Below are 26,219 nucleotides of genomic sequence, written 5' to 3'. Positions count from 1 at the left end.
TTCTGACTGTCTAACCAAGGGACAGCGGGGCGGCCGAGCCATGGGCACAGGGCGGGGAGGGCGGGCAGGGACATGGGGCGAAGCGGTGTGCGCGGGGAGCGCTCACGGCCTGACGGCCGCGGCGAACCAGTGACGCGAGCGGGCGAGTTGGGGTGGGACGAGTCCCTCTACGAGGACGGTGGGGGCCCGGCGACCGCGGACGCGCCCACCGGTGGCGGCGGGCACCGCGGCCACCGGCGCAAAGGCGCCCGTCCCAAACGGCGCAGAGGTTTTCGAATACTGCGCTGGGCCGCGGGTGTGCTCGCGGTCCTCGTGCTCGGCACGGCGGGCGCCGGCTACCTCTGGTACCAGCACCTGAACAGCAACATCAAGACGGGCAAGCTCAACATCGGCGACCACAAGGCCCCGAAGCCCACCCCGAACGCGGCGGGCCAGACCCCGCTGAACATCCTCCTGATCGGCTCCGACAGCCGTAACTCCAAGGAGGACCTGAAGCTCGGCGGGAGCAAGGCGAGCGTGGGCGCGGCCCCGCTCGCCGATGTGCAGATGCTGGTGCACCTGTCGGCGGACCGCAGCAACATGTCGGTGGTGAGCATGCCGCGCGACACCCTCACCACCCTGCCCAAGTGCACCGACCCGGAGACCGGCAAGGTGTACCCGGCGACGACGATCCGGGGCAAGACGAACGCGTCGCTGACGCACGGCGGCGCCGGCTGCACGGTCGCCACCTGGGAGCAGATCACCGGCATCCACATCGACCACTACCTGATGATCGACTTCTCGGGTGTGGTGTCGATGGCGGACGCGGTCGGCGGTGTACCGGTGTGCGTCAACGCCAACGTCTACTCCCATGGTGCGCACGAGGGTTCGGGCCTGAAGCTGAAGAAGGGCACGACGTACGTCAAGGGCGTGCAGGCCCTGCAGTGGCTGCGCACCCGGCACGGCTTCGAGGACGGCTCCGACATCGCGCGCGCCAAGGCACAGCACATGTACATGAGCGCGCTCGTGCGCCAGCTGCGCAAGAACGCGACGTTCACGCATCCCAACAAGCTGCGCCAGCTCGCCGAGACGGCGACGGAAGCGATCAAGCCCGACGACGGCCTCGACTCGGTCAAGAAGCTGTACGACCTGAGCAACGAGCTGAAGAAGCCCCATCCGAAGCGGATCACGATGACGACCATGCCGTTCCGGTACGTGGGCGCGAACGTGGAGGCGACGCCCGCGGCCGACACCCTGTGGCGGATGCTCCGTGAGGACGTCGCACTGGACGGCAAGAAGAGCAAGAAGACGAGCCAGGTCTCCGACGATCCCGCCGCGGCCGACGACAAGATCGCGGTGCAGGTACGCAACGGCACCCGGACGACGACCACGGCGGCGGTGCCCGGCCGGGCCTCGACGGTGACGCAGGTGCTCACCGGCAAGGGCTTCGCGGAGGCCGTCGCGGACCAGTCGCAGTCCCTCACGGTGGACCGGACAGTGATCAACTTCCCGTCGTCGGACCTGGAGGGCGACGCCCAGGCGGTCGCCAAGGCCCTCGGGATTCCGCTGAGTTCGGTGAAGAAGTCGACGGACGTGTCCGGCGTGACGCTGACCGTGGGCGCCGACTGGAAGACGGGCGACGCCTACCCGAAGTCCGCGTCCGAGGACGACGCGAGCAAGACCCTGGACAAGGAGCAGACGCAGAACGGCGCGGACGACTCCAAGTGCATGAAGGTGGACCCGAAGTACACCTGGTGACCGAAGGGCCGATGGGCGCGGGAGGTGAACTCCCGCGCCCTGCACGCTAGTTGGAGGCGCTGGGCGCCATCACGGCCGGGCGGCGCGAGGCGATGACCCGCTTCGCCAGCGACTTGGGGCTGGTGAGGAAGCCCCAGCCCCACGACATGTGCATGGTGGCGAGGGCGACGGGGATCTGGGCGCGCGCCTTCAGCGACATCCCCTTGCCCGCCGGGACGGAACCGGCGACGATCGCGGCCAGATATCCGGCCGGGACCACGAAGCCCCACGGGGTGAGCGCCGCGCCCACCACGATGCCCGCGGCGATCGCGCAGACGGCGGTCGGCGGGGCGAGGTAGCGCAGGTTGATGGAGCCCGAGTGGTAGCGGGCGACGACGTGCCGCCAACGGCCGTAGTCCTTGTACTGCTTGGCGAGCGCCTTGACGCTGGGCCGCGGCCGGTACGACACCTTGAGCTCGGGCGAGAACCAGATGAGCCCGCCGGCCTCACGGATCCGGAAGTTCAGCTCCCAGTCCTGGGCGCGGATGAACTCCTCGTTGTACCCGCCCTGCTGCTCCAGGGCCTCGCGCCGGAAGACGCCGAGGTAGACGGTGTCGGCCCGCTGGGCCTCGCCGCCGGTGTGGAACACCGCGTTGCCCACGCCGATCTTCGAGGTCATCGCGGCGGCGACGGCCTGCTCCCAGGCGTTGGTGCCCTCGGCGAACATGATGCCGCCGACGTTCATCGCGCCCGTCTCCGCCAGGAGGCGGACGGCGGTGGCGATGTAGCCGGCCGAGAGCGCGGCGTGCCCGTCGACACGGACGACGACCGGGTGCCGGGACGCCTTGATCGCGGCGTTCAGCGCGGCGGGGGTGCGGCCCGTCGGGTTCGGCACCGTGTGCACCTGGGGGTGGTCCGCCACGAGCTGCGCGGCGATCTCGTCCGTACGGTCCGTGGACGGGCCGAGCGCGAGCACGACCTCCATCTCGCCGTCGTACTCCTGCGCCAGGATCGCCTCGACGGCCTCGCGCAGATGCCGCTCCTCGTTGAGGATCGGCATGATCACGGATACGGCCGGAAGCTGCCCGTCGGTGTTCGTGTTCAGAGTGTCCATTTCGTCTTTCACGGCCGGGGGTCCGGCCCGTCGCGAAGCGGCTGTGGGATCCTGCGCCGCCGGAAGGGCAGCATCACGCGTCACGTTACCGCTAATGGGGGACACCGGCGCGCGCCGCCCGGGTCGCTACCGCGGGCCGCAGATCGTATCGGCCTACGGTGCTCACGATCCCACGCCCACCCTCGCGGAGGTGTCCGCCGTGCCCACACCGCCCCGCTCCCCCGCCCGCCCGCGGCGGCAGCCGCGTCCGCAGGGGCCTCAGGGGCCCCAGGGTCCCGGGCAGAGCCCCCGGCCGGTCCGGCCGCCGCGCAGGAAGAAGCCCCGCTGGGCGATGCGGGTGGCGACCACGTTCTCGGTGACCGTGCTGGCCGCCGCGGGGATCGGGCACGCGCTCGTCACCGGCATCGACACCGGGATCGAGCGCATCGACCCCTTCAAGGACATGAAGAACCGCCCGGCGGCCGGACACGGCATGAACGTGCTGCTCGTCGGCACCGACGGCCGCGACAGGATCAGCGACGACGAGCGCAGGAAGTACCGGCTCGGCGGCGCGCCCTGCCACTGCACGGACACGATCATGATCGTGCACATCTCGGAGGACCACGAGCGGGCCTCCGTGGTCTCGCTCCCCCGCGACTCCTACGCGGAGATGCCGCCGCACACCGACATGAACAGCGGCGAGGAGCACCACGCCCACCCCGTCAAGATCAACGCGGCGTACGCGGAGGGCGGCCCGCAGCTGACCGTGCGCACCGTCGAGAACATGACGCACGTGAAGATCGACCACTATCTGGAGGTCGACTTCACCAGCTTCATGAAGACCGTCGACGAGCTGGGCGGCGTCGAGGTGTGCACCGCGCGCCCGCTGAAGGACGCGTACACCGGTCTCGACCTGAGCGTCGGCACCCACCGGCTGGACGGCGGCGAGGCCCTGCAGTACGTACGGGCCCGGCACACGGACGGCGCGGGCGACCTCGGGCGGATGCAGCGCCAGCAGCGCTTCCTGGCCTCCCTGATCGCGGAGACGACGTCGTCCGGGGTACTGCTCAACCCGGTCCGCTTCCGCGACGTCGCCCGTACGCTGCTCAGCTCGGTCCGCGCCGACAAGGGCTTCGGCACCGACGAGATGGTCGACCTGGCGCGGGCGATGCGCAATTTCTCGCCCTCCTCGTCGGAGTTCACGACGGTGCCGATCGGCGACATCAGCTACCCGGTCAAGGGCATCGGCTCCACCGTGAAGTGGGACGAGAAGAAGGCCACGAAGCTCTTCGACGCGCTGCGCGACGACAAGCCGCTGGCGTCGCACCGGGCGAAGAAGAAGGCGACGGTGGTGGACGTCTCGCCGCAGCAGATCCGCGTCCAGGTGGAGAACGCGACGATGACGCCCGGCCTGGGCAAGAAGGTCGACGCCGCGCTCAAGGGCACCGGGTTCCGCACGTCCGGGGCGCCCGTCAATGCCGAGGACCGCGCCGTGAAGCGCACCACGGTGCTCTACGACCCCCGCTGGGACCGGTCGGCGAAGTCGCTGTCCACCGCGCTGGGCGGCGCCCCGATGCAGGCCGTGAAGGGGCAGGGCGCGGTGCTGAAGGTGCGGGCGGGCGCCGACTACAAGGGCGTCCGGGCGGTACGGGCCGAGGACGCGTACCAGGGCGAGTTCGGCGCCGTCACCGGGGACCAGGTCGTCTGCCCGTGAGCTGACTACAGGTCGTCGTCCAGGCCCTCGGCGATGCGCTTCTCCCGCAGCTCCTTGATGGCGCGGCGGCGGGCCAGGCGGTGCTGGCGGCGGATCTGGGCCTCCTGGTTGCGGCGGCGGTCCTTCTCCGTCTCCAGGATCACCGGCGGGACCGGGCGCGGCTTGCCGTCGGCGTCGACGGCGGCGAAGACCAGGTAGGCCGAGCCGACGCGGGTCGGGGGCGTCGACTCGTTCCAGCGCTCGGCGAGCACGCGGACGCCGATCTCCATCGACGTACGGCCCGTCCAGTTGCACTGCGCCCGGACGTGCACGAGGTCGCCCACGCGGACCGGCTCCATGAAGACCATCTCGTCCATGGAGGCGGTGACCGCGGGGCCGCCCGAGTGACGGCCCGCGACCGCGCCCGCGACATCGTCGACGAGCTTCATGATCACGCCACCGTGCACGGTGCCGAGCAGGTTCGTCTCGGCCGCCGTCATGATGTGGCTCAGGGTCGTGCGGGAGGCCGAGACGGGCTTGCCTTCGAGGGCGTCCTCGGCCGGTATGGCGTGATCAGTCATGGTTCAACTGTATGGCGTGGTCTTGACCCGGCGCGTTTGTGTCAGCTTCGCAACAGCCCTGGCCCGATTTCCCACACGCCCTTGTGGGGCACACAGCCGTGCCCTGCACACTGTTCCAATGAACGATTGGCCCGACGGGTGGAGCGACAGGCAGGGCGGCGGCAACCGCGGCGGCTACGGCCGTGGCAGCGACAACGCACGCCCTGAGGGAGCCCGCGTCATGCGGCAGGTGCGGCGCCCTGTGCCCCAGCAGCAGCCGCCCGCGTACGACGACGGCTACGACGACCTGTACCGGCAGGAGGCGCCGCGGTCGGGTCGCGACGACGGCTACGACAGCGGGTACAACACCGGCCAGGTCTACGGCCAGCCCAGCCGCGGCTCCCGCTCCGGCGGCGGCGAAGGCGACTACGGGCCGCCGACCGGGCGTCCGGCGCGCACCCCGAACTGGGGCCGGCGCATCAAGTGGACTGCGATCACCCTGGTCAGCGTGTTGGTGATCACCAGCGTCGCCACGTACTTCTGGGCCGACTCCAAGCTGCACCGGGACGTCGACCTGTCCAAGGTGATCGACCGGCCCGCGACGGGCGACGGCACGAACTACCTGATCGTCGGCACCGACAGCCGTGAGGGCATGTCCGCCGCCGAGAAGAAGAAGCTGCACACCGGCTCCGCCGAGGGCAAGCGCACGGACACGATGATGATCCTGCACGTCGGGGACAACGGGGACACGCTGGTCTCCCTGCCGCGTGACTCGAACGTCACGATCCCCAGCTTCAAGGGCGCCGAGTCCGGCAAGCTCTACCCGAACACGGGCCGCCAGACGAAGCTGAACGCCGCGTACGCGGAGGACGGCCCGGAGCTGCTCGTGCGCACGGTCGAGTACAACACCGGCCTGCACATCGACCACTACGCGGAGATCGGCTTCGCCGGGTTCGCGAACATCGTCGACGCCGTCGGCGGCGTCGAGATGAACCTGAAGGAAGGCTTCAAGGACAAGTGGTCCGGCGCCGACTTCAAGGCGGGCAAGCAGACCCTGAACGGCCAGCAGGCCCTCGCCTACGTCCGCACCCGGCACGCCTTCGCCGCCTCCGACCTGCAGCGCACCAAGAACCAGCAGGCGTTCCTTGCCGCGCTGGCCCACAAGGTGGCGTCGCCGACCACGGTCATGAACCCGTTCAAGCTCTACCCGACGATGGGCGCGGGCCTCGACTCGCTCGTCGTCGACAAGGACATGAGCCTGTGGAACCTGGCGTCGATGTTCATGGCGATGAAGTCGGTCTCCGGCGGTGACGGCAAGTCCATGAACATGCCGGTCAGCGGCAGCGCCGGCGGCAACCTGCTGTGGGACAAGACCAAGGTCAAGCAGCTGGTGCAGCAGTTCAACAACGACGAGAAGGTCACGGTCACCAGCGACTGACCGCGTCGACCGACCGCAGCGACCGCTCAGGGCGCCCCCGAGGGGGCGCCCTGAGTGCGTCATCCGCTGCCGTAGTCCTCGTAGAGGTCGCCGATGAGCGCGAGGAGGGCTTCGGTCCTGTGGCGGTCCTCGGTGCGGCCGCGCAGGGTCTCGTGCAGCGCCTTGAGCCGTGCCAGGGCCGACGGCTCCCGGTGCCGCACGTCGTCCAGCAGCGGCGAGGTGGTCAGGTCCAGGCTCTCGGTGAACAGCGGCCGGGTGGCCGCCGCGGCGGGAGCCGGGTCGGGAGCGGCGAACCCGCTGGTCAGGTACTGGACCGGATCGGTCAGGCTCCAGCCGACGATCGTGCCGTGCTGGACGAGCAGCGCGACGTCCGGCGCGATCCCGATCCGGGCCTCCAGCGGCTCGTCGAGGACGTCGAGGTCGCGCAGGCCGGTGAGGACGCCGTCGCCCGGCCCCCGGCACAGCTCCGTGGCCGCCTCCAGGCGGAAGTCCCGCGCCTCGTCCGCGCGCAGGCCGCCCGGCCGGGCCAGGGGCAGGGCCGGGACGCGGGCGCAGTCCTCGGGGTCGGCGACCTCGTAGGGCAACTGGAACTGGAGACCGACCAGCTGACGGCCGACCGGGTCGAACCTGGCCTCGTCGGGCGCGTCCCAGAGCCAGTCCTGGCTGCCGAAGGTGGCCAGCTGGAACTGCTCCTGCTCCTCGACGTCCCGGTACGTCGCGACGCGCACGCGCTGCCCCGCGAAGTCGAAGCGCGGGGTGATGGGCAGGGGTTCGCCCGTCACCGTCGCGGTCCAGTCGTCGTCGAAGGTGAGTCTCACGGTGAATGCCGCCTCATCGAATCTGTTCGGCCGGGGCCACGAAGCCGTTCTTCGCCGGAATCCTGCCTTCCACGACGTCGGCATGGGTAATCGGGCTGCCCGGATCGCTCGGCAGACCGCCGAGCGCCTTCGCCCCCGACTCGCCCTTGATCCCGGAAGGACCGTACGCCGTGATGGCGTTGCCCGCCCCGGCGCCGCCGCCCTCGGTCACCACGACGTCCTCGCCCTGGCGGAAGATCAGCCGTCCGCTGCCCGCGGTCGAGTGGTACACCGCGTCCGGGTTCTTGAGGATCTCCAGGACCCGTTCGTCGCTGAAGCCGTGCCGGGTGTCCCCGTGGTAATTGCCGCTCTTCTTGAACTTGCCTTCCTCGGCCCGCTTGATGACGTCGTCCGCGGTCTCGTGGGCCTTCACCCTCGCCTGGGCGGCCTTCTCCTCCTTCGTGTACTTGGGCATGAGCCCGAGCGGGTCGGACCCGGCGTGCGGGTTGCCCACGTACGCGAGCGGGTTCGGCGCGGGAGCCAGGCCGAGGGGGTCGGGCGAGGCGTAGCGGCCCGTCTCCGGGTCGTAGTGGCGGAAGCAGTTGTAGTGCAGGCCCGTCTCGGGGTCGTAGTACTGGCCGGGGAAGCGCAGCGGCGTGTACGCGCTGCTGTCGCGGGCCCAGGCCGTGGTGCCCCACAGGGTGGAACGGGACCGCCAGGCGACGGCGCCGGACTCGTCGACCAGTTCGGTGGGCGTACCGACGAGGTCCGTGGCGATGGCGAAGAACCGGCGGTCGATCTCCGCCTGCCCGGCGTCGAGGATGCGCTCGGTCTGGGCCAGCGGGACGACGTCGAGGTGGTCCCAGGTGAGGGCGACCGTGGCCGCGCCGCCGGGCTGGTGGCCGGTCTGTTCGCACAGGGTGAGGCCGTCCCAGGTGAACCGGGTCTCCTCGACCACCTGCTCGCCGTCGGGTGCCAGGCGCTGCTTGGCGGTGCGGCGCCCCAACGGGTCGTACCGGTAGCGCCACCGCGTGCCGTCGGGGGTGGTCACGGCCGTCAGGCGGTTCTCCGTGTCCCACGCGTAGCGCCAGGTGTCGGGCTTGCGGGACAGGCGGGTCTTCTGGCGGAGCGTGATCCTGCCGAGCGCGTCGTGCTCGAAGCGCACCGCGCCGGCCCGGGTGATCGTGGTGCCGGTGTAGGCGCGCTCACCGGTGGCCTCGCCGCCGGGGTGCCGGGACGGCCAGGACGCCGAGGTCTGGTTGCCCGTCTCGTCGTAGGCGTACCGCTCCGTCCAGCCCTGGGCGTGCACGGCGGTGACCCGCCCGTTGCGGTCCAGGTCGAAGGTGCGGGTGCCCGCCAGCCGGTCCGCCACCGCGAGGAGTTGGCCGTCGGCGCGGTAGGAGTAGGCCCGGCTGTTGACGGCGTGCGGGCCGGCGCTGAGGTGCTGCTCGGACAGCCGGCCCGCCTCGTCCCAGGCGGAGGCGAGCGTGACCACGCCCCCGAGGACGCGGGTGAGTTCCCGGCCCGCGGCGTCATGGGTGAAGTCCACCGCGCGCCCGCCCGTCGTCAGCCGCTCGGGACGGCCTCCGGCGTCGTAGGCGTAGCTGGTGACGTGGCCGGTGGGGGTGGTTCGGCTCTTGCGGCGGCCCAGCGCGTCGTAGGTGTACACGATGGCGCGGCCGTCGACCAGCTCCGTCTTGACCCGGCCGCGACGGTCGTACTGGTAGCGCAGATCGCTCTCCGGGCCCACCGCTTCGACGAGGCGTCCCGCGCCGTCGTAGGCGTACGTCGTCGTGCGGCCGTCGACGTCCTTGCGGATCACCTGGCCGAGCGGGTCGCGCTCGAAGGCGACGGTGCCGCCGAGCGCGTCGGTGCGCGCGGCGAGCCGCCCCTCGGCGTCCATCCGGTAGCGGAGCACCCGCCCGTCGAAGTCGCTCTCGGAGACGATGTTGCCGACGGCGTCGTACGCGTAGTCCCAGGTCAGGCCCTGCGGATTGGTGACGCGGGTGAGGTGCAGCTCGGTGTCGTGCGTGAACTCGTAGCGGACGCCGTCGGGGCCCGTGCGGGCCAGCGGCAGGTCGAAATGGGTGTACTCGAAGCGGGAGATGCCGCCCGCCGCGTCGGTGTGGGTCAGGCAGTTGCCCTCGCCGTCGTAGGTCCACGACTCGGTGGCGCCGTCGGGGCCCGTGCGCCGGCCGAGCTGCCCGTCGGCGTTCCACACGTACGTCGTCACCCCGCCCACCGGATCGGTGACCCGCACCGGACGGCCGAGGGCGTCGCGCTCCGTGCGGGTGATGTCGCCCGCGGGCCCGGTGACCTCGACGGGCAGTCCGGCCGCGTCGCAGACCACGCGCGTGGTGGCGCCGAGCGCGTCGGTGACGGAGGTGAGCCGGCCCGCGAGGTCGTAGGTGCAGTGCGTGGTGGCGCCGGCCTGGTCGGTGGCGGACGTGCGGTTGCCGCGCTCGTCGTACCCGTGCAGCCTGCGGGTGCCGTCCGCCCCGACGACCTCGACGGGCAGCCCGAACGGGCCGCGTACGGTGCGCAGTTCGCTGCCGTCGGGGCGCACGGCCCCGACGAGCCGGCCCTCCTCGTCGTACGAGAAGGAGGTCGTGAAGCCGAGCGCGTCGGTGTGGGTCAGCTGGTTGCCGCGCGCGTCGTAGCTGTACCGGGTGGTGTGGCCCAGCGGATCGGTGATCGCGACCGGACGGCAGCCGGGACCGAACACATGGCGGGTGACGTGTCCCGCGGCGGTGGTCAGCGTCGTGGTGCTGAGCCCCGTCTCCGGGTCCGGGTCGGTGTAGGCGAGGCGGATCTGGATGTGGCCCGCCTCGCCGCCCTCGGAGATCACCCGGTCGCGGTCGTCGTAGACGTAGTCGTAGCGGCTGTCGTTGGAGTCGATCCAGGCGGTGACCCGGCGGCGGTCGTCGTAGACGAAGCGGGTGACGGCGCCGGACGGCTTGGTGACGGCGGTGAGGTTGCCGTCCTCGTAGCCGTAGCCCATCAGGGGCAGGTCCGCGCCGCCCGCCGCGGCGCCCGCCAGGGACACCGCGGTGAGCAGGCCGTCGGTGAGGGTCAGCCTCAGGTGCCGGCCCGCCGAGTCGACGAGGGCGCTCGGCGCCCCGTCCGCGTCGCGGTCGATGCCGACGCGGTGGCCGTTGCGGTCGGTGACCGAGGAGAGCCAGGCGGTCCCGTCCGCCCCGGGCTCGGCGTCGTCCGGGGCGTCGAAGCGGAAGGCCAGCCCGCTGTCGGGGTCGGTCAGCGTGTAGTCGCCGTCGGGCTCGCGGGCCAGTTCGGTACGGGCGCTGCCCGTGCCGGGCCGGGTCGGCACGCCGGGCACGGGGTGCGGATACGCGACCAGGAGCCCCTCGGCGGTGACGTGGACGACGCCGATCGCGTCGACCTCCAGGCGCTCGTCGACCGTGCAGGTCCACGCGGGCCCCATGAACCGGCCCACCGTGCACCCGGACTCCGTGCGGCGGGTGAAGACCAGCGGCAGGTTGCCGGGCAGCGTGACATCGGTCTGCGGCAGGAACATCCGGCCCGTGGCGAGGTCCACCGGGTCGCCGCCCTTGAGGCGGTCGGCGTCCGGGATCCGGTGGCCGCCCTCCCCGTCCTCGTCGAGGAGCCGGCGGGCCCGCCCGGCGTCGGCCACGTCGTCCGCGACGCGCGCGGCCTTCGAGGCGCCCGCCGCTTCCTCCGCGAGCCGCGCCGCCTTCACACCGGCGCCGCCACCGCCGGTGGCGGCGGTCAGCACGAGGTCGGGGATCAGCCGGCCGAACCCCTCCCCGGGGTCCTTCATGAAGTCGCTGACCATCTGCTTGCCGGTGCCCACCGGGTCGTTGGCGGCGACCACGAGTCCCGCGGCGAGGCTGTTGAGATTGGTGACGTACTCGGCCGGGTGCGTGAGGTTGTACGGGTCCGTGGGGTTGATTCCGCGGACGAAGTTGAGAAGCCCCGCGGTGCCCTTGATGATGCCGCCGCCCACGTGGTCGCCCATGAGCTGCATCTCTTCGGAGCCGTCGCGCAACTGCTCGGCGTAGGAGGGCTTCTTCGGGGCGAGGTCGCGGGCGGCGCGGACCGCCGACGCGGCGGTCGCCGCGGACGTGTTCCGCTGCTTGCGCGCCTCGGAGAGGATGTCCTGCGCGTCCTGCATCAGCTTCTTGCCCGGGTCGTCGAACGTCGCGGCGGGGCGGGGCGGCAGGCTCGACGGGTCGCGCTTGTCGGCGGGCTGCGCGTTGTACTTGTCGACCGCCTTGTTGAAGTCGTCGACCTTCTTGCGGTGGGCGTCGGCGGCGTCCTCGGACGCCTTGGTGCCCTGCTTCCACTTGTCGATCGCGGTCTGCGCCTGTCCCTGGGCCCAGACCACCGTGCCGGCGAAGCTCTCCAGCGCGCCGGCCGCCTTCTCGCAGGCGTCGGCGCCGGTGAACCACTGGGGCGGCTGCTTGCCCACGGCGATGCGCAGCGCGTCGGCCGCCTCGCCCTTCAGCTCGTCCGACGACAGGCCCTTGATGCCGTTGCCCGTCGTGTCGAACGCCTTCTGGAAGTCGCGCAGTTGCCTGGCGCGGGCGAGGAGCGTGTCGGCGCTGCCGTAGATCAGCTTGGTCTTGTCGTCGGTCTGGCCGAGGTCCATCTCGTCGACCTCGGCGCCCATCCGGTTGGCGACCGAGCGGGACTGCTCGCGCACCCAGTCCGCGCCGGACTCCCAGCCGACGTCGTCGAGCCGGTCGGCGGTCCAGTTGCCGACGTCCTCGACGCGGTTGCCGACCCACTCGACGCCGTCCTCGACCGCGTCCTCCACCGAGTCCGGTGTGAGGTCACTGATGATGTCGCCGATACCCACCGTCAGTTCCCCCCGGATTCACTCTGCTGGGCCTGCTGCTGCGCGCGCTCCTGCGGCGACGGCCCGAAAGTGTCGTCCAGCGCCTGGTTCCACTGGTCGTCGGAGACGCCGAACGCGTCCCTGAGCGCCTCCGACTGCCGGCCGCCCTGACCTTCGGTGACCAGCTTGCGGCCGGTGTCCTTCCAGGTCTGGCCCATCTCGTCGCCGGCCTTGTCCCACGACTCGGCGCTCCAGTCCGGGTCGAAGGAGTCGGGCGTGAACACATCGCCCCAGCTCTGCTTGGCGATGTCCTCCTCGCTGGCGTACGGGCTGCCGCCCATCACGGAGTTGACGCCCACCTTCAGCGCGCCCTGTACGTACTGGTCGTGCTCCCACTGGGTGCCCGCGGCCAGGCCGAGCCGGTTCGCCAGTTCGCTGGCGTCGCGCACCAGGGCGCGCACGCCCCATTCCCAGCGCTCGCAGAAGTCCTCGAAGTCGACGGACAGGTCGTGGTGTCCGGCCTCCATGCCCGTCATCGACAGCTCCGAGAAGCCCTTGCCCATGACCGAGCCGGTGGCGCCGCCCAGCTCGCCGAGCTGGTCGATGGTCGCGCCGACGCCCTGGGTGAACTTGGCGACGGCGGCCTTGTCGAAGTGCAGGTCCTTCCCGTCACCGCCCATGGCCCTGGCCCCCCTGCGGCACGCCCGCGTCGACGGCCGCGCCGTCCGGCACGATGCCGACGACCGGCGGGAAGAACATCGAGCCGTCCTCGGTCGCGATGTCGACGGCGAGGCCCGCGGGTTCCCCCAGCGAGGGCACGATCTCGTCGACGATGCGCGCCCCCAGCAGCGCCGCGTACTCCATGGGCCGGTCACCGCCCGTGCGCTGCTCGGCGAACCGGGCGAGCGCCTCCTCGTCGGTGAAGGCGCACACCCACCGCACCCCGCCCGCGTGCGACGACCAGAGGCCACCGCCGGACATCGGCACCAGCAGGACCGAACGCCGCATCTCACCGATCAGGGCGCGGGGGTCACCGACGCCTTCTCTGCGCTCCGTGATCCGCTCGGCGAGCGGTGTCCTCGACTGGTCCACGCCGCATTCCCCCGTCCGCGACTTCTGTTGCGCCCGACTCTGCTGTCCCAGGGCTCTTGATGCCCACGGACAAGGACAGTGATGTGTGCTGATCGGTTCCCGGGACAGGAGGGTCCGGTTCGTCCCGGACCGCCCGCCCTGTGCGGTGGGCGTTGTGCGGCAATGAGTGAAGGACCACAGCGGGCGACGGGCGCCAGAGGTGATACTGAGCCATGAAGAAGTCCGAGACACCCAAGCGCCACCTGCCCACCAGCCCCTTCAAAGCACCGGTCGCGCCCGCCCTCAAGCACTTCGCCACGGGCGACCAGGTATCCCACGACATGTACGGGCTGGGCCGGGTGGTCGGCGTCGAGGAAGGGACGGCGGCACTCGTGGATTTCGGCGCGACGCAGATGCGGGTCCTGAGCCCCTACACCAAGATGACCAAGCTGTAGCGGAAACGGCAGCAGCCCCCGGCGCACTGCCGGGGGCTGCTGTCGGTGCCGGTCGGGCCGGTCGGGCCGGTGCGGGTGCCCGCTCCCGGGAACCCGCTACGGCAGGTTGCGGGCCATGACGATCCGCTGCACCTGATTCGTTCCTTCGTAGATCTGAGTGATCTTCGCGTCGCGCATCATGCGCTCGACCGGGTAGTCACGGGTGTAGCCGTAGCCACCGAGCAGCTGGACGGCGTCCGTGGTGACCTCCATCGCCGTGTCCGAGGCGAAGCACTTGGCGGCCGCGCCCAGGTACGTCAGGTCGGCGTCGCCACGCTCGGAGGCGGCCGCGGCCTGGTAGGTCAGGGCGCGGGCGGCGGAGATCTTCATCGACATGTCCGCGAGCATGAACTGGATGCCCTGGAAGTCGGCGATGGCCTTGCCGAACTGCTTGCGCTCCTGGACGTAGCCCTTGGCGTAGTCGAGGGCGCCCTGTGCGACACCGAGCGCCTGCGCGGCGATGGTGATGCGGGTGTGGTCGAGGGTCTTCATCGCGGTGGCGAAGCCGGTGCCCTCGGCGCCGATCATGCGGTCGGCGGGGATGCGGACGTTGTCGAGGTAGACCTCGCGGGTCGGCGAGCCCTTGATGCCGAGCTTCTTCTCCGGGGCGCCGAAGGAGACGCCCGGGTCGGACTTCTCGACGACGAAGGCGGAGATGCCCTTCGAGCGCTTCTCCGGGTCGGTCACGGCCATCACCGTGTAGTACTCGGAGACGCCGGCGTTGGTGATCCAGCGCTTCACGCCGTTGAGCACCCAGTCGTCGCCGTCGCGGACCGCGCGGGTCTTCATGCCCGCGGCGTCCGAACCGGCGTCCGGCTCGCTCAGGCAGTACGAGAACATCGCGTCGCCCTTGGCGAGCGGGCCCAGGTACTTCTTCTTCAGCTCCTCCGAGCCGGAGAGGATCACCGGGAGGGAGCCCAGCTTGTTCACGGCCGGGATCAGGGAGGACGAGACGCAGGCGCGCGCCACCTCCTCGATCACGATGACCGTGGCGAGCGCGTCGGCACCGGCGCCGCCGTACTCCTCCGGTACGTGGATGGCCGCGAGCTCCGACGCCACGAGGGCGTCGAGCGCCTCCTGCGGGAAGCGGGCCTCCTCGTCGACCGCGGCCGCGTGCGGGGCGATCTTCGCGTCGGCCAGCGCGCGGACGGTCTCCCGGAGCATGTCGTGCTCCTCGGACGGGCGGTAGAGGTCGAAATCAGCCGATCCGGCCAAGGTTCTCACGCTCCAAGCAACGCTAATTACCGTTAAGTAACCCGAATTTTAGGTGTCTGCCCACGCCAGGGATACGTGAGCTATACGACAGCGGGAATGTGCCCCGTGAGCAGCTCTGCCACGCCCGACTATGCTCGGGCAGCGCAGATCAGCCCCCAGACCTCTGGAGCACCGCATGGCCCCCAAGATCACCGTGATCGGCACCGGCTACCTCGGCGCGACGCACGCCGCGGCCATGGCCGAGCTCGGCTTCGAGGTGCTCGGCCTTGACGTCGTTCCCGAGAAGATCGAGATGCTCACGCGGGGCGAGGTCCCGATGTACGAGCCCGGTCTCGAGGAGCTGCTGCGCAAGCACGTCGCCGGGATCGAGGGGTCCAGCGGGCGGCTGCGCTTCACCCTGGACTTCGCCGAGGCCGGCGCCTTCGGCGATGTGCACTTCGTGTGCGTGAACACGCCGCAGAAGCACGGCGAGTACGCCTGCGACATGAGCTACGTGGACGCCGCCTTCGCCTCGCTGGCGCCGCACCTTCAGGCGGGCGCCCTGGTCGTCGGCAAGTCGACGGTGCCGGTCGGCTCGGCGGCGCGGCTCGCCGAGCTGCTGCCGGAGGGCGCGGAGCTGGCCTGGAACCCGGAGTTCCTGCGCGAGGGCTTCGCCGTGAACGACACCCTGCACCCGGACCGGATCGTGGTCGGCGTGACCAGCGAGCGGGCCGAGAAGCTGCTGCGCGACGTGTACGCGACGCCGCTGGCGGAGGGTACGCCGTTCGTGGTCACCGACTTCCCGACCGCCGAACTGGTGAAGACCGCGGCGAACTCCTTCCTCGCCACCAAGATCTCCTTCATCAACGCGATGGCGGAGGTCTGCGAGGCGGCCGGCGGCGACGTCGCCAAGCTGGCCGAGGCGATCGGCTACGACGAGCGGATCGGGCACAAGTTCCTGCGGGCCGGCATCGGCTTCGGCGGCGGCTGTCTTCCCAAGGACATCCGGGCGTTCATGGCGCGCGCCGGCGAGCTGGGCGCCGACCAGGCGCTGACCTTCCTGCGCGAGATCGACTCCGTCAACATGCGGCGGCGCGGCGCGATGGTCGAGATGGCCCGTGAGGCCCTCGGGGGCGGGGCGTTCCTCGGCAAGCGGGTCGCCGTGCTCGGCGCGACCTTCAAGCCGGACTCCGACGACGTACGGGACTCGCCCGCGCTGAACGTGGCCGGGCAGATCCACCTCCAGGGCGGCCAGGTCACGGTCTACGACCCCAAGGGCATGGACAACGCCCGGCGGCTCTTCCCGACGCTGGGGTACGCGGAGACGGCCCTCGACGCGGTGCGCGGCGCCGATGTCGTGCTGCACCTGACCGAGTGGCGGGAGTTCCGGGAGCTGGACCCGGCGGAGCTCGGCGCCGCCGCCGCGCGCCCGGTGATCCTCGACGGGCGCAACGCGCTCGACGCATCGCTGTGGCGGGCGGCCGGTTGGACGTACCGTGCGATGGGGCGCCCCGCGGCCTGAGGCGTCCCTCCGCGACAGGAGCAGGAGGACCCATGGCCATCGCACGCTTCCGCACCGTCGTCCTGGACTGTCCCGACCCGCACGCCCTCGCCGCGTTCTACGCGGCGCTGCTGGGCGGCGCGCCCGCCCACGACCCGGCCGAGCCCGACTGGGTCGACCTGGACGTGCCGGGCGGGCATCCGCTGTCCTTCCAGGAGTCGCCCGGGTACGTGGCGCCCGTGTGGCCGTCGGACGACGGCGCGCAGCAGTTCCACCTCGACGTGACCGTGGACGACCTGGACACCGCGGAGAAGGAGGTCCTGGCGCTCGGCGCCAGGGTCCTCGACAACGCGGACCGGGACCGTTCGTGGCGGGTGTACGCGGACCCGGTCGGGCACCCCTTCTGTCTCTGCGTCGACTGACGGACCGCGGGCCGGGCGGCGGTCCGGCTAGCCGGTCGCCGCCCGCGCCGCCCGTGCCGTGAACTCGGCGCAGCGCAGCACCCGTTGGACGTTGCCCCAGGTGAGCAGGGCGAGATCCGGTTCGGGCCAGCCGCGGTCGAGGAGCTCGGCGATCAGCGCCGGGTAGCCGGACGCGTCGGGCAGGCCGTCGGGGTGGGCCTCCCCGGTGTCGTACATCCCCGACAGGCCGACCGCGCCGGGGCCCGCCACGCGTCGTACGTGGTCGAGGTGGTCGGCGACGTCGCGCAGGGCCGGGCCCGTGCGGGCGGCCGAGCAGGGCACCAGGCACAGGCCCCTCTTCTCGCCGAGGGCGGCGAGCAGGTCGTCGGGGACGTTGTCCGGGTGGCCGTTGAGGGCGCGGGCGCCGGAGCGGGTGAACAGGACCGGGGCCGTCGACATGGCGAGGGCCCGGGTGGCGGTCGCCCGGCTCGCGCCGGTCAGGTCGACGATGATGCCGAGCCGGTTCATCTCCCGTACGACCTCTTCGCCGAACCCGGTCAGGCCGCGCTCGCACTCCGTCCAGGCGGTGCCGGAGAGGGTGAGGGCGCGCAGGCCGAGGGTGTGCAGGGCGCGCAGGGTGCCCAGGGAGTCGCCGATGACGGTGGCCGGGGCCGGGCCGATCACGACGGCGATGCGGCCGTGGCTGCGGGCGTCGGCGGTCTCCGACGCGGAGCGGGCCAGGCGCAGGCCCTCCGGGTAGCGGGCCACCACGCTGTTGATCAGGTCGATCTGTTCCAGGGCCGTGGTGACGGGGGGTCGGTCGTGGGGGGTGTCGAGGGCGAGGAGGAGGGCGCCGGTGCCGCCTGCGCGCAGGCGGGGCAGGTCGGTCTCCACGGCGCTCTCGCCCCGTGCCAGGTCGTGCCAGGACAGGGCGCGCAGGGTGTCCGGCAGGCCGCAGTAGCCGTCGGCGACGGGGTGGTGGGTGAGGAGGGTGTGCGGGGTGGGGAGGGGCGCGGAGCGTGGGGGGATCTCCGTGATGGGGACAGGCTGGTCGAGCTCTCCCGCCTCTGCCGGGGCGGTGACTTCGTCCTGTAGGTCTGCCATGGCAGGGCTCCGGACGTCGGTGTGGGCGTTCGGATCACCGTGACACGCGGGGCGCCCCACCACCCGACGGGTTGACCCAAACGAGTAGCACCCCCGGCCGTGCCCCGTCAGGGGCGCGGGGCTGTGTCCATCAGCGGCTCCGCCGCGGGGCGCGACCAGCCCCCACCGGAGCCGCACCCGGCGATGGTGCGGCCGGACCGAGCTGAACGCCGCCTGGAGCGCTCACCCCGCGCCGGGGTGCCGCCTTGCCCACCCTGCCGCCCCAGGCGGCAGACTGCCCAAGGCGGCGCGGCAGCCGACCGGGGCGGGAAAGCCCCAGGCAGCAGACCGCCCAAGGCGACGCGGTAGCCGCCCGGGGCGGGAAAGCCCCAGGCAGCAGACTGCCCAAGGCGGCGCGGCAGCCGGCCGAGGCGGGAAAGCCCCAGGCGGCAGATTGCCCAAGGTGGTGCGGTAGCCGCCCGGGGCGGGAAAGCCCCAGGCAGCAGACCGCCCAAGGCGACGCGGCAGCCGCCCGGGGCGGGAAAGCCCCAGGCGGCAGATTGCCCAAGGCGGCGCGGCAGCCGGCCGGGGCGGGAAAGCCCCAGGCGGCAGACTGCCCAAGGCGGCGCGGCAGCCGGCCGGGGCGGGAAAGCCCCAGGCGGCCGAGGTGGGCGGGGCGGAAAGGATCGGCTGGCCCCCGGAGGGGTCAGGCGTCCAGTTGGTGGAGGGTCGCGTTGGACGGGCCCCGCTGGGACTGGAGGTCCCGGGCGACCGATTCCGCGTCGGAGAGGACCCGTACGGCGTTGCGCCAGGTCAGCTTCGACAGGTCGGCGGACGACCAGCCGCGGTCGAGCAGCTCGGCGATCAGGTTCGGGTAGCCGGAGACGTCGTCCAGGCCGTCCGGCGTGAACGCCGTGCCGTCGTAGTCGCCGCCGATGCCGATGTGGTCGACGCCCGCGACCTCGCGCATGTGGTCGAGGTGGTCGGCCACCGTGGCGGCCGTCGCGACCGGACGCGGGTGCGCCTCCTCGAAGGCGCGGTGCAGCTTCATCGCCTCCGGGGACGTGTCCAGGTGGTGGAAGCCGTGCGCGCGGAGGTTGTCGTCCGCGGCCGCGGTCCAGTCGACCGCCGCCTGGAGGACGAACTTCGGCACGAAGGTGGCCATGGCCACTCCCCCGTTGCCGGGCAGCCGCTCCAGGACGTCGTCCGGGATGTTGCGCGGGTGGTCGCAGACCGCCCGCGACGAGGAGTGCGAGAAGATCACCGGCGCCTCGGTGACGTCGAGCGCCGCGCGCATCGTCGTCGCCGCCACGTGCGAGAGGTCGACGAGCATGCCCTCGCGGTTCATCTCCCTGACCACCTCGCGGCCGAAGGCCGACAGGCCGCCGACGCCGGGCTCGTCCGTCGCCGAGTCCGCCCACGCGATGTTGTCGTTGTGGGTGAGCGTCATGTAGCGCACACCGAGCGCGTACAACGCCCGCAGCGTGGCGAGGGAGTTGTTGATCGAGTGGCCGCCCTCGGCGCCTTTGAGGGAGGCGATGCGGCCCTCGCGGCGCGCGGCCTCCATCTCGGCCGCGGTCCGCGCCTCGCGCAGATCACCGGCGTACCGCGCGATCAACTGGTCGACGCAGTCGATCTGTTCGAGCGTGGCGCTGACCGCCGCGTCGCCCGTCAGATCCGTACGGACGTACACCGACCAGAACTGCGCGCCCACGCCACCGGCCCGCAACCGCCGCAGGTCCGTGTGGAGATGGGCGCTCTGGTCCGCGGCGATGTCGCGCGCGTCGATGTCGTACGTGACCTGCTCACGCAGCGCCCACGGCAGGTCGTTGTGCCCGTCGACGACGGGGAACTCGGCGAGCAGCGCACGGGCCTGTTCGAGGGACGTGGCCATCCGCGTCACTTCCCGAAGCCGAAGCCGGACCCCGCGCCCTCGACCTTGGAGCGCAGCCGCTTGCCCTTCTCGGTGGCCTGGTCGCGCAGCTCCTGCTGGAACTCCCGCATCCGGCCGAGGAGTTCCTCGTCGTGCGCGGCGAGCATGCGCGCGGCGAGCAGCCCCGCGTTGCGCGCGCCGCCGACCGAGACCGTGGCGACCGGGACACCGGCCGGCATCTGCACGATCGAGAGCAGCGAGTCCATGCCGTCGAGGTACTTCAGCGGCACCGGGACCCCGATGACCGGCAGCGGCGTCACGGAGGCGAGCATGCCGGGCAGGTGGGCGGCGCCGCCCGCACCGGCGATGATCGCCTTCAGGCCGCGCCCGGCGGCGTGCTCGCCGTACGAGATCATCTCGTGCGGCATCCGGTGCGCGGAGACGACGTCGACCTCGTAGGGGATCTCGAACTCGTCGAGGGCCTTGGCCGCGGCCTCCATGACGGGCCAGTCGGAGTCGGATCCCATGACGATGCCCACGACAGGGCCAGAAACGGGGCTCATTCGGTGATCGTGCCTCTCAGATATCCGGCGGCGTGCGACGCGCGCTCCAGGACCTCGTCCAGGTCGTCGCCGTACGTGTTGACGTGGCCGACCTTACGGCCGGGCTTCACGTCCTTGCCGTACATGTGGATCTTCAGCTGCGGATCGCGGGCCATGCAGTGCAGATACGCGCTGTACATGTCCGGGTAGTCGCCGCCGAGGACGTTGACCATGACCGTCCAGGGCGCGCGCGGGCGCGGGTCGCCCAGCGGCAGGTCGAGGACGGCCCGCACGTGGTTCGCGAACTGGGACGTGATCGCCCCGTCCTGCGTCCAGTGGCCGGAGTTGTGCGGTCGCATCGCCAGCTCGTTGACCAGAATGCGCCCGTCGGGGGTCTCGAAGAGCTCGACCGCGAGGTGGCCCACGACGCCCAGCTCCTGGGCGATGCGCAGCGCCAGCTCCTGCGCCTCGCCCGCGAGGGACTCGTCGAGGTCGGGGGCGGGCGCGATCACCGTGTCGCAGACGCCGTCGACCTGGCGGGACTCGACGACCGGGTAGGCGACGGCCTGGCCGTGCGGGGAGCGCACGACGTTGGCCGCCAGCTCCCGTACGAAGTCGACCTTCTCCTCCGCGAGGACCGGGACGCCCGCCTTGAACGGCTCCGCGGCGTCGGCCGCGGAGCGCACGAACCACACGCCCTTGCCGTCGTAGCCGCCGCGCACCGTCTTGAGGATGACGGGGAAGCCGTCGCCCTCGGAGGAGCCCTCCTCGGCGAAGGCCACCACGTCCGCCGGATCGCGCACGATCCGGTTGCGCGGGCACGGCACCCCGAGCGCGCCCAGCTTCGCGCGCATCTCGCCCTTGTCCTGGGCGTACAGCAGCGCGTCGGGCCCCGGCCGGACGGGGATGCCGTCCGCCTCCAGGGCCCGCAGGTGCTCGGTGGGTACGTGTTCGTGGTCGAACGTGATCACGTCGCAGCCGCGCGCGAACGCGCGCAGCGTGTCCAGGTCGCGGTAGTCGCCGACGACGACGTCGCCGACGACCTGTGCCGCGGAATCCTGCGGAGTGTCACTGAGGAGCTTGAATCTGATGCCGAGCGGGATGCCTGCCTCGTGTGTCATACGAGCGAGCTGGCCACCGCCGACCATGCCGACTACCGGGAACGTCACATCTCCAGGGTATCGGCCAATTGACCGGTTCCCGTACGCCCCTCGTTCTGTAGGAAAGAACGAGGTAAGACCATCGCCGTCGTCCGCAGGCGCCCGGAAGGGGGCGTGGTTAGCATGGCTGGGTCGGTCCTCGCGGACCGGCGTGACCGGACAGACGGGGACGACGGGGGTTGAGGCGACGATATGAGCGTGACTTCCGGGCGACGGACAGAGCCCGAGGCCAAGAGGCCCGGCGGGCTGCGGCTGCGGTTCGCCGCCATGGCCCGGGAGATCGCCAAGTTCGGCGTCGTCGGCGCCCTGGGCGTCTTCGTGAACTTCGCGGTCTTCAATCTGATGCGGCACAGCACCGACCTGCAGGTGGTGCGGGCCAGCGTGATCGCGACGGTCGTCGCCATCGCCTTCAACTACGTGGGGTTCCGCTACTTCACGTACCGCGACCGCGACAAGAGCGGCCGGGCCAAGGAACTGACCCTGTTCCTGCTGTTCAGCGTGGTCGGCCTGGTCATCGAGAACGGTGTGCTGTACGCGGCGACGTACGGCTTCGGCTGGGACAGCTCGCTGCAGAGCAACATCTTCAAGTTCCTCGGCATGGGGCTCGCGACCCTGTTCCGCTTCTGGTCGTACCGGACCTGGGTCTTTCGGGCCCTGCCCGCGCGGGAGGCCGTGGCCAGCGCGGAATCGTTCCTTGAGGGGCCTGTCGCCCCCGCCCCCGCCGCCCACCGGGTCAAGTAGCCGGCCGCCCGGCGGCCGCCGGGCTACCTGATCGTCTCGGCCTCGTCGGTCTGCTTCTTCATCGGCGTGCGGGACAGGAACAGGCCGAAGACGGGCGGGCTCGCCTGGAGCATTTCCAGCCGTCCTCCGTCGGCCTCGGCGAGATCGCGGGCGACCGCGAGGCCGATGCCCGTCGAGTTCCGGCCGCTGATGGTCCGCTCGAAGATCCGTGAGCCGAGCTCCGGGGGGACGCCCGCGCCCTCGTCCGTGACCTCGATGACCGCCTGGTTGCCGGTGACGCGGGTGCGCAGGGCGACGGTGCCGCCGCCGTGCATCAGCGAGTTCTCGATCAGCGCGGCGAGCACCTGGGCGACCGCGCCCGGGGTGCCGACCGCCGTGAGGTGCCGCTTGCCGGAGGAGACGATGGCGCGCCCGGCGCTGCGGTAGGCGGGCCGCCACTCCTCCAGCTGCTGCTTGATCACCTCGTCCAGGTCGAAGCTGACGGCGGAGCCGGTGCGCGGGTCGCGGGCGTTGGTCAGCAGCCGCTCGACGACGTCGGTGAGCCGCTCGACCTGCGCGAGCGCGATCGTCGCCTCCTCCTTCACCTCGTCGAGGTCCTCGGTCATCGTGATCTCCTCCAGGCGCATGGAGAGCGCCGTGAGGGGGGTGCGCAGCTGGTGCGACGCGTCGGCGGCCAGCCGCCGCTCGGCGGTCAGCATGCGGGCGATGCGCTCGGCCGAGCCGTCCAGGACGTCGGCGACGCGGTCCAGCTCGGGCACCCCGTACCGCTTGTGGCGCGGGCGCGGGTCACCGGAGCCCAGGCGCTCCGCCGTGGAGGCCAGATCGGTGAGCGGTGAGGCGAGGCGGTTGGCCTGGCGGACGGCGAGCAGCACGGCGGCGACGATCGCGAGCAGCGCCACCCCGGCGATCAGCAGCAGGGTGCGGCCGACCTCCGCGGTCACCTCGGAGCGGGGCTCCTGGACGGTGACCTTCTCGCCCTGTTCCCCGTCGGCGGTGTAGCTGATGACCTGGCCGACGGGTTTGGTGCCGATCTCGATGGGGTCGCGGCCCGGCATCCGGATCTCGGCGTAGCGCTCACCGGCGACCTGGTCCTTGAGGATGTCGCCGGTGACCCGCTCGTCGCCGATCAGCCGGCTGTCGACGATGGAGGCGAGCCGGACGGCCTCCGACTGCACGCGTTCCTGGGCGCTGTTCGTGATGGTCCGGGTCTCCACGATGACGAGGGAGATCCCGAACACGGCGATCACGACCAGGACGACGGCGAGCGTGGAATTGATCAGTCGGCGGCGCATACGTCACAGTCTCCAGGACCGGCGGACGGGCTCAGCTCTTCTCGAACCGGAAGCCGACCCCGCGCACCGTGGCGATGTACCGCGGGTTGGCCGCGTCGTCGCCGAGCTTCTTCCTGAGCCAGGAGATGTGCATGTCGAGCGTCTTGGTCGACGACCACCACGTGGTGTCCCAGACCTCGCGCATCAGCTGGTCCCGGGTCACGACCCGGCCCGCGTCACGCACGAGCACCCGCAGCAGGTCGAACTCCTTGGCCGTGAGCTGGAGCTCCTCGTCGCCCATCCAGGCGCGGTGCGACTCGACGTCGATCCGTACGCCGTGGGTGGCCGGGGCCTCCTTGGGCTCGGCGGCGCCGCGCCGGAGCAGCGCCCGGACCCGGGCCAGCAGTTCGGCCAGCCGGAACGGCTTGGTGACGTAGTCGTCGGCGCCGGCGTCCAGGCCGACGACCGTGTCCACCTCGTCGGCGCGGGCGGTGAGGATCAGGATCGGCACCGTGTGCCCCTCGGCGCGCAGCCGCCGGGCCACCTCCAGGCCGTCCATCCCGGGCAGGCCCAGGTCGAGTACGACGAGATCGATGCTTCCCTGCAGTCCGGCGTCGAGGGCGGTGGGGCCGTCCTCGCGCACTTCGACCTCGTAACCCTCCCGGCGCAGGGCGCGGGCCAGCGGCTCCGAGATGGACGCGTCGTCCTCGGCGAGCAGTACACGGGTCATGGAGTGATGGTAGTCCGCGCCGGACGGGGCCCGTGGGGTGATCCCCGCCGGTACCGGTCGTACTCCGCCCCGGTATCGGGGCCACGAAGAAGTGGAACGATGACTTCCGCTGTCGCGTCCTCTGTCTCTGAGGTGAGATCCTGAGAAACACCTTGGAATCCCCAGGTCGGTTCCGTCACGACCTGTGATCCATCTCTCAAGTCCTTCCATATGCCGCACTGTCGTGTCGTATGGTGACCGAACGCCTGATGCACTACTGGGGGACTTTTGGAGCGCACTGCGCCCGAAGGTCCCTTTCATGTGTGAGCTGGTTTCCTCCAGCCTTGAACGGAATGACCTGTGGCCGGGCCCCCGAACACGTAAGGAAGCGTGCGACGGGGTGTGGATCCCGAAGTCCTGCCGTGTACCCCTCCCCGGGCGTGGAGAGGTCGGCGGAACTCGGTGCCGGCCGCCCCCCACCGGGCGCGCAGCCACTCTGCGCCGCGCGTCCTGACCCCCACGAGGATCGACCATGGCGTCCAGCCTGACGAAGGACTCGACCGGTACCCCCGGTTCCGAGAAGACCTTCTTCGGCCACCCCCGCGGACTGGCCACTTTGTTCATGACCGAGATGTGGGAGCGCTTCAGCTTCTACGGCATGAAGGCCCTGCTCCCGCTCTACCTGATCGCGCCGAGCGGCCTGCACATGAACGCGGCCACGGCGACGGCGATCTACTCGGTCTACATGTCCATGGTCTACCTGCTCGCCATGCCCGGCGGCTGGTTCGCGGACCGCTTCTGGGGCCCGCGCAAGACGGTCGCCATCGGCGCCTCGATCGTGATCCTCGGCCACATCACGCTGGCCCTGCCGAACTCGGGCTCCTTCTTCGCGGGCCTCGGCCTCGTGGCGATCGGTTCGGGTCTGCTCAAGGCCAACATCTCCACGATGGTCGGCCACCTGTACCAGGGCCCCGAGGATCCGCGCCGCGACAGTGGCTTCACGGTCTTCTACATCGGCATCAACCTGGGTGCCTTCCTGGCGCCGCTGACGATCGGCACCGTGGGTGAGAACGTCAACTGGCACTTCGGCTTCGCGCTCGCCGCGGTCGGCATGGCCCTGGGTCTGGCCCAGTTCCTCCTCGGCACCCGTCACCTGAGCTCGCAGAGCAACATCGTCACCAAGCCCGCCACCGCGCAGGAGAAGGCCAAGGCGCTGCGCACGAGCCTGATCTGGGCGGCCGTCGCCGCGGTCTTCTACGTGATCGTCGTGGCCACCGGCCACTACACGCTGAACTGGGTCCTGGTTCCGCTGACCCTGATCGGTCTGATCATCCCGATCGCGGTGCTGTACCGCATGAAGACCGACAAGGAGCTGACGGGCGAGGAGCAGTCCAAGCTCTCCGGCTACGTCTGGTTCTTCGTCGTCGCCGCCATCTTCTGGATGATCTACGACCAGAACGGCTCGACGCTTTCGATCTTCGGTGAGAGCTCGACGACGAACTCCCTGCTCGGGTTCGACTTCCCGACGTCCTGGTACCAGTCGCTGAACCCGATCTTCATCATGGCGCTGGCCCCCGTGGTCGCCTCCGCCTGGATCTGGCTGAACAAGCGCGGCAAGGAGCCGAGCACGGCCGTGAAGTTCGCGTCGTCGCTGGCGCTGATCGGTATCTCCTTCGTCGTCTTCCTCATCCCGCTGATCGACACCGCCGCGAACGGCGGCAAGGTCTCCCCGATGTGGCTGGTCGCGATCTACTTCATCCAGACCGTCGGTGAGCTGTGCCTCTCCCCGGTCGGCCTCTCGGTCACGACCAAGATGGCCCCGGCGAAGTACAGCGCGCAGATGATGGGTGTCTGGTTCCTCGCGGTCACCGCGGGCGACTCGGTCACCGGTCTGCTCTCGACCGCCGGTGTCGACCTGAACACGACGGGCGCGGTCGCCATCGAGGCGGCTCTCGCGGTCGTCGCCGGTATCGGCATCTGGATGTACCGCAAGAAGGTCAAGGCGCTCATGGGTTCCGTCAACTGACGTTCCCCGCTCCTGCGCGAAGGGGCCGCCGCACCCG

The 26,219-nt window shown here is 71.2% G+C and carries 21 protein-coding genes; 8 read left to right on the top strand and 13 right to left on the bottom strand.

What is annotated here, in order from left to right:
* Positions 1–72 precede the first annotated feature (72 nt).
* The gene (locus tag J3486_RS36100; protein WP_207828021.1) at positions 73–1,737 is read left to right on the top strand and encodes an LCP family protein; all 1,665 of its coding nucleotides are present in this window, start codon (positions 73–75) and stop codon (positions 1,735–1,737) included.
* Between the two features lie 46 nt (positions 1,738–1,783).
* Here the strand turns inward: J3486_RS36100 and J3486_RS36095 are convergent, their stop codons facing one another.
* On the bottom strand, positions 1,784–2,830 hold the full coding sequence (locus J3486_RS36095) for a glycosyltransferase family 2 protein (protein WP_229379136.1): 1,047 nt from the start codon (positions 2,828–2,830) through the stop codon (positions 1,784–1,786).
* Between the two features lie 331 nt (positions 2,831–3,161).
* On the opposite strand from J3486_RS36095, the gene J3486_RS36090 reads away from it, so the two are divergent.
* Complete coding sequence (locus J3486_RS36090; RefSeq protein ID WP_229379135.1) at positions 3,162–4,523, top strand: LCP family protein; 1,362 nt, start codon at positions 3,162–3,164, stop codon at positions 4,521–4,523.
* Between the two features lie 5 nt (positions 4,524–4,528).
* Here J3486_RS36090 and J3486_RS36085 read toward each other — a convergent pair whose 3' ends face one another.
* Entirely contained in the window at positions 4,529–5,083 is a 555-nt protein-coding gene (locus J3486_RS36085; protein ID WP_207828019.1) for an acyl-CoA thioesterase, read from the bottom strand.
* A gap of 118 nt (positions 5,084–5,201) precedes the next feature.
* On the opposite strand from J3486_RS36085, the gene J3486_RS36080 reads away from it, so the two are divergent.
* Positions 5,202–6,500, top strand: a complete 1,299-nt coding sequence (locus J3486_RS36080; protein ID WP_207828018.1) for an LCP family protein — start codon at positions 5,202–5,204, stop codon at positions 6,498–6,500.
* Positions 6,501–6,559: 59 nt separating this feature from the next.
* Here J3486_RS36080 and J3486_RS36075 read toward each other — a convergent pair whose 3' ends face one another.
* From J3486_RS36075 to J3486_RS36060, 4 genes are read right to left on the bottom strand one after another with little or no spacing between them, the layout of a single operon-like run.
* On the bottom strand, positions 6,560–7,318 hold the full coding sequence (locus J3486_RS36075; RefSeq protein ID WP_207828017.1) for a hypothetical protein: 759 nt from the start codon (positions 7,316–7,318) through the stop codon (positions 6,560–6,562).
* Between the two features lie 13 nt (positions 7,319–7,331).
* Complete coding sequence (locus J3486_RS36070) at positions 7,332–12,137, bottom strand: putative T7SS-secreted protein (RefSeq protein ID WP_207828016.1); 4,806 nt, start codon at positions 12,135–12,137, stop codon at positions 7,332–7,334.
* Positions 12,138–12,139: 2 nt separating this feature from the next.
* Positions 12,140–12,796, bottom strand: coding sequence for a hypothetical protein (locus tag J3486_RS36065; RefSeq protein ID WP_207828015.1), 657 nt, complete (start codon positions 12,794–12,796; stop codon positions 12,140–12,142).
* Positions 12,786–13,208, bottom strand: a complete 423-nt coding sequence (locus J3486_RS36060; protein ID WP_207828014.1) for an SseB family protein — start codon at positions 13,206–13,208, stop codon at positions 12,786–12,788. Before J3486_RS36060 ends, J3486_RS36065 begins: the two co-directional genes overlap by 11 nt.
* A 212-nt stretch (positions 13,209–13,420) precedes the next feature.
* On the opposite strand from J3486_RS36060, the gene J3486_RS36055 reads away from it, so the two are divergent.
* Positions 13,421–13,642 (top strand): hypothetical protein, encoded by a 222-nt coding sequence (locus tag J3486_RS36055; RefSeq protein ID WP_207828013.1) that lies wholly within the window; start codon positions 13,421–13,423, stop codon positions 13,640–13,642.
* A gap of 96 nt (positions 13,643–13,738) precedes the next feature.
* Here J3486_RS36055 and J3486_RS36050 read toward each other — a convergent pair whose 3' ends face one another.
* Positions 13,739–14,896, bottom strand: a complete 1,158-nt coding sequence (locus J3486_RS36050) for an acyl-CoA dehydrogenase family protein (RefSeq protein ID WP_207828012.1) — start codon at positions 14,894–14,896, stop codon at positions 13,739–13,741.
* A gap of 175 nt (positions 14,897–15,071) precedes the next feature.
* Between J3486_RS36050 and J3486_RS36045 the strand changes: the two genes are divergently transcribed.
* Both J3486_RS36045 and J3486_RS36040 read left to right on the top strand, forming a co-directional pair.
* Positions 15,072–16,397, top strand: coding sequence for a UDP-glucose/GDP-mannose dehydrogenase family protein (locus tag J3486_RS36045; protein WP_207828011.1), 1,326 nt, complete (start codon positions 15,072–15,074; stop codon positions 16,395–16,397).
* A gap of 32 nt (positions 16,398–16,429) precedes the next feature.
* A complete protein-coding gene (locus J3486_RS36040; protein ID WP_207828010.1) occupies positions 16,430–16,798 on the top strand; it encodes a VOC family protein in 369 nt (122 codons plus the stop codon).
* 27 nt (positions 16,799–16,825) lie between these two features.
* On the opposite strand, the gene J3486_RS36035 is transcribed toward J3486_RS36040, so the two are convergent.
* The 4 genes from J3486_RS36035 to J3486_RS36020 form a co-directional block, all read right to left on the bottom strand.
* Positions 16,826–17,881: a dipeptidase gene (locus J3486_RS36035; protein ID WP_207828009.1), complete on the bottom strand. Its 1,056-nt coding sequence runs from the start codon at positions 17,879–17,881 to the stop codon at positions 16,826–16,828.
* Between the two features lie 685 nt (positions 17,882–18,566).
* Complete coding sequence (locus J3486_RS36030) at positions 18,567–19,754, bottom strand: dipeptidase (RefSeq protein WP_207828008.1); 1,188 nt, start codon at positions 19,752–19,754, stop codon at positions 18,567–18,569.
* A 5-nt stretch (positions 19,755–19,759) separates the two neighbouring features.
* Complete coding sequence (purE, locus tag J3486_RS36025; RefSeq protein ID WP_207828007.1) at positions 19,760–20,296, bottom strand: 5-(carboxyamino)imidazole ribonucleotide mutase; 537 nt, start codon at positions 20,294–20,296, stop codon at positions 19,760–19,762.
* Positions 20,293–21,444, bottom strand: a complete 1,152-nt coding sequence (locus J3486_RS36020) for a 5-(carboxyamino)imidazole ribonucleotide synthase (RefSeq protein WP_207828006.1) — start codon at positions 21,442–21,444, stop codon at positions 20,293–20,295. The genes purE and J3486_RS36020 overlap by 4 nt, the downstream gene beginning before the upstream one ends.
* 258 nt (positions 21,445–21,702) lie before the next feature.
* Here J3486_RS36020 and J3486_RS36015 point away from each other — a divergent pair, with 258 nt between their 5' ends.
* Positions 21,703–22,176, top strand: coding sequence for a GtrA family protein (locus J3486_RS36015; protein ID WP_374194811.1), 474 nt, complete (start codon positions 21,703–21,705; stop codon positions 22,174–22,176).
* 23 nt (positions 22,177–22,199) lie between these two features.
* Here the strand turns inward: J3486_RS36015 and J3486_RS36010 are convergent, their stop codons facing one another.
* Together J3486_RS36010 and J3486_RS36005 are read right to left on the bottom strand one after the other, a co-directional pair.
* Positions 22,200–23,468 carry an ATP-binding protein gene (locus J3486_RS36010; RefSeq protein ID WP_207828004.1) on the bottom strand — a complete coding sequence of 423 codons (1,269 nt, stop codon included), beginning with the start codon at positions 23,466–23,468 and terminating at the stop codon, positions 22,200–22,202.
* Between the two features lie 31 nt (positions 23,469–23,499).
* Entirely contained in the window at positions 23,500–24,177 is a 678-nt protein-coding gene (locus J3486_RS36005; protein WP_018529729.1) for a response regulator transcription factor, read from the bottom strand.
* Between the two features lie 511 nt (positions 24,178–24,688).
* On the opposite strand from J3486_RS36005, the gene J3486_RS36000 reads away from it, so the two are divergent.
* Entirely contained in the window at positions 24,689–26,182 is a 1,494-nt protein-coding gene (locus J3486_RS36000; RefSeq protein ID WP_207828003.1) for a peptide MFS transporter, read from the top strand.
* The last annotated feature ends 37 nt before the right edge of the window (positions 26,183–26,219 follow it).

Origin of the sequence: Streptomyces sp. VRA16 Mangrove soil, from assembly GCF_017377775.1 — a bacterium.
Lineage (GTDB): Bacteria > Actinomycetota > Actinomycetes > Streptomycetales > Streptomycetaceae > Streptomyces.
Note: the sequence above shows the minus strand (reverse complement) of the source record. Positions and strands in the feature narration are given on the sequence as shown.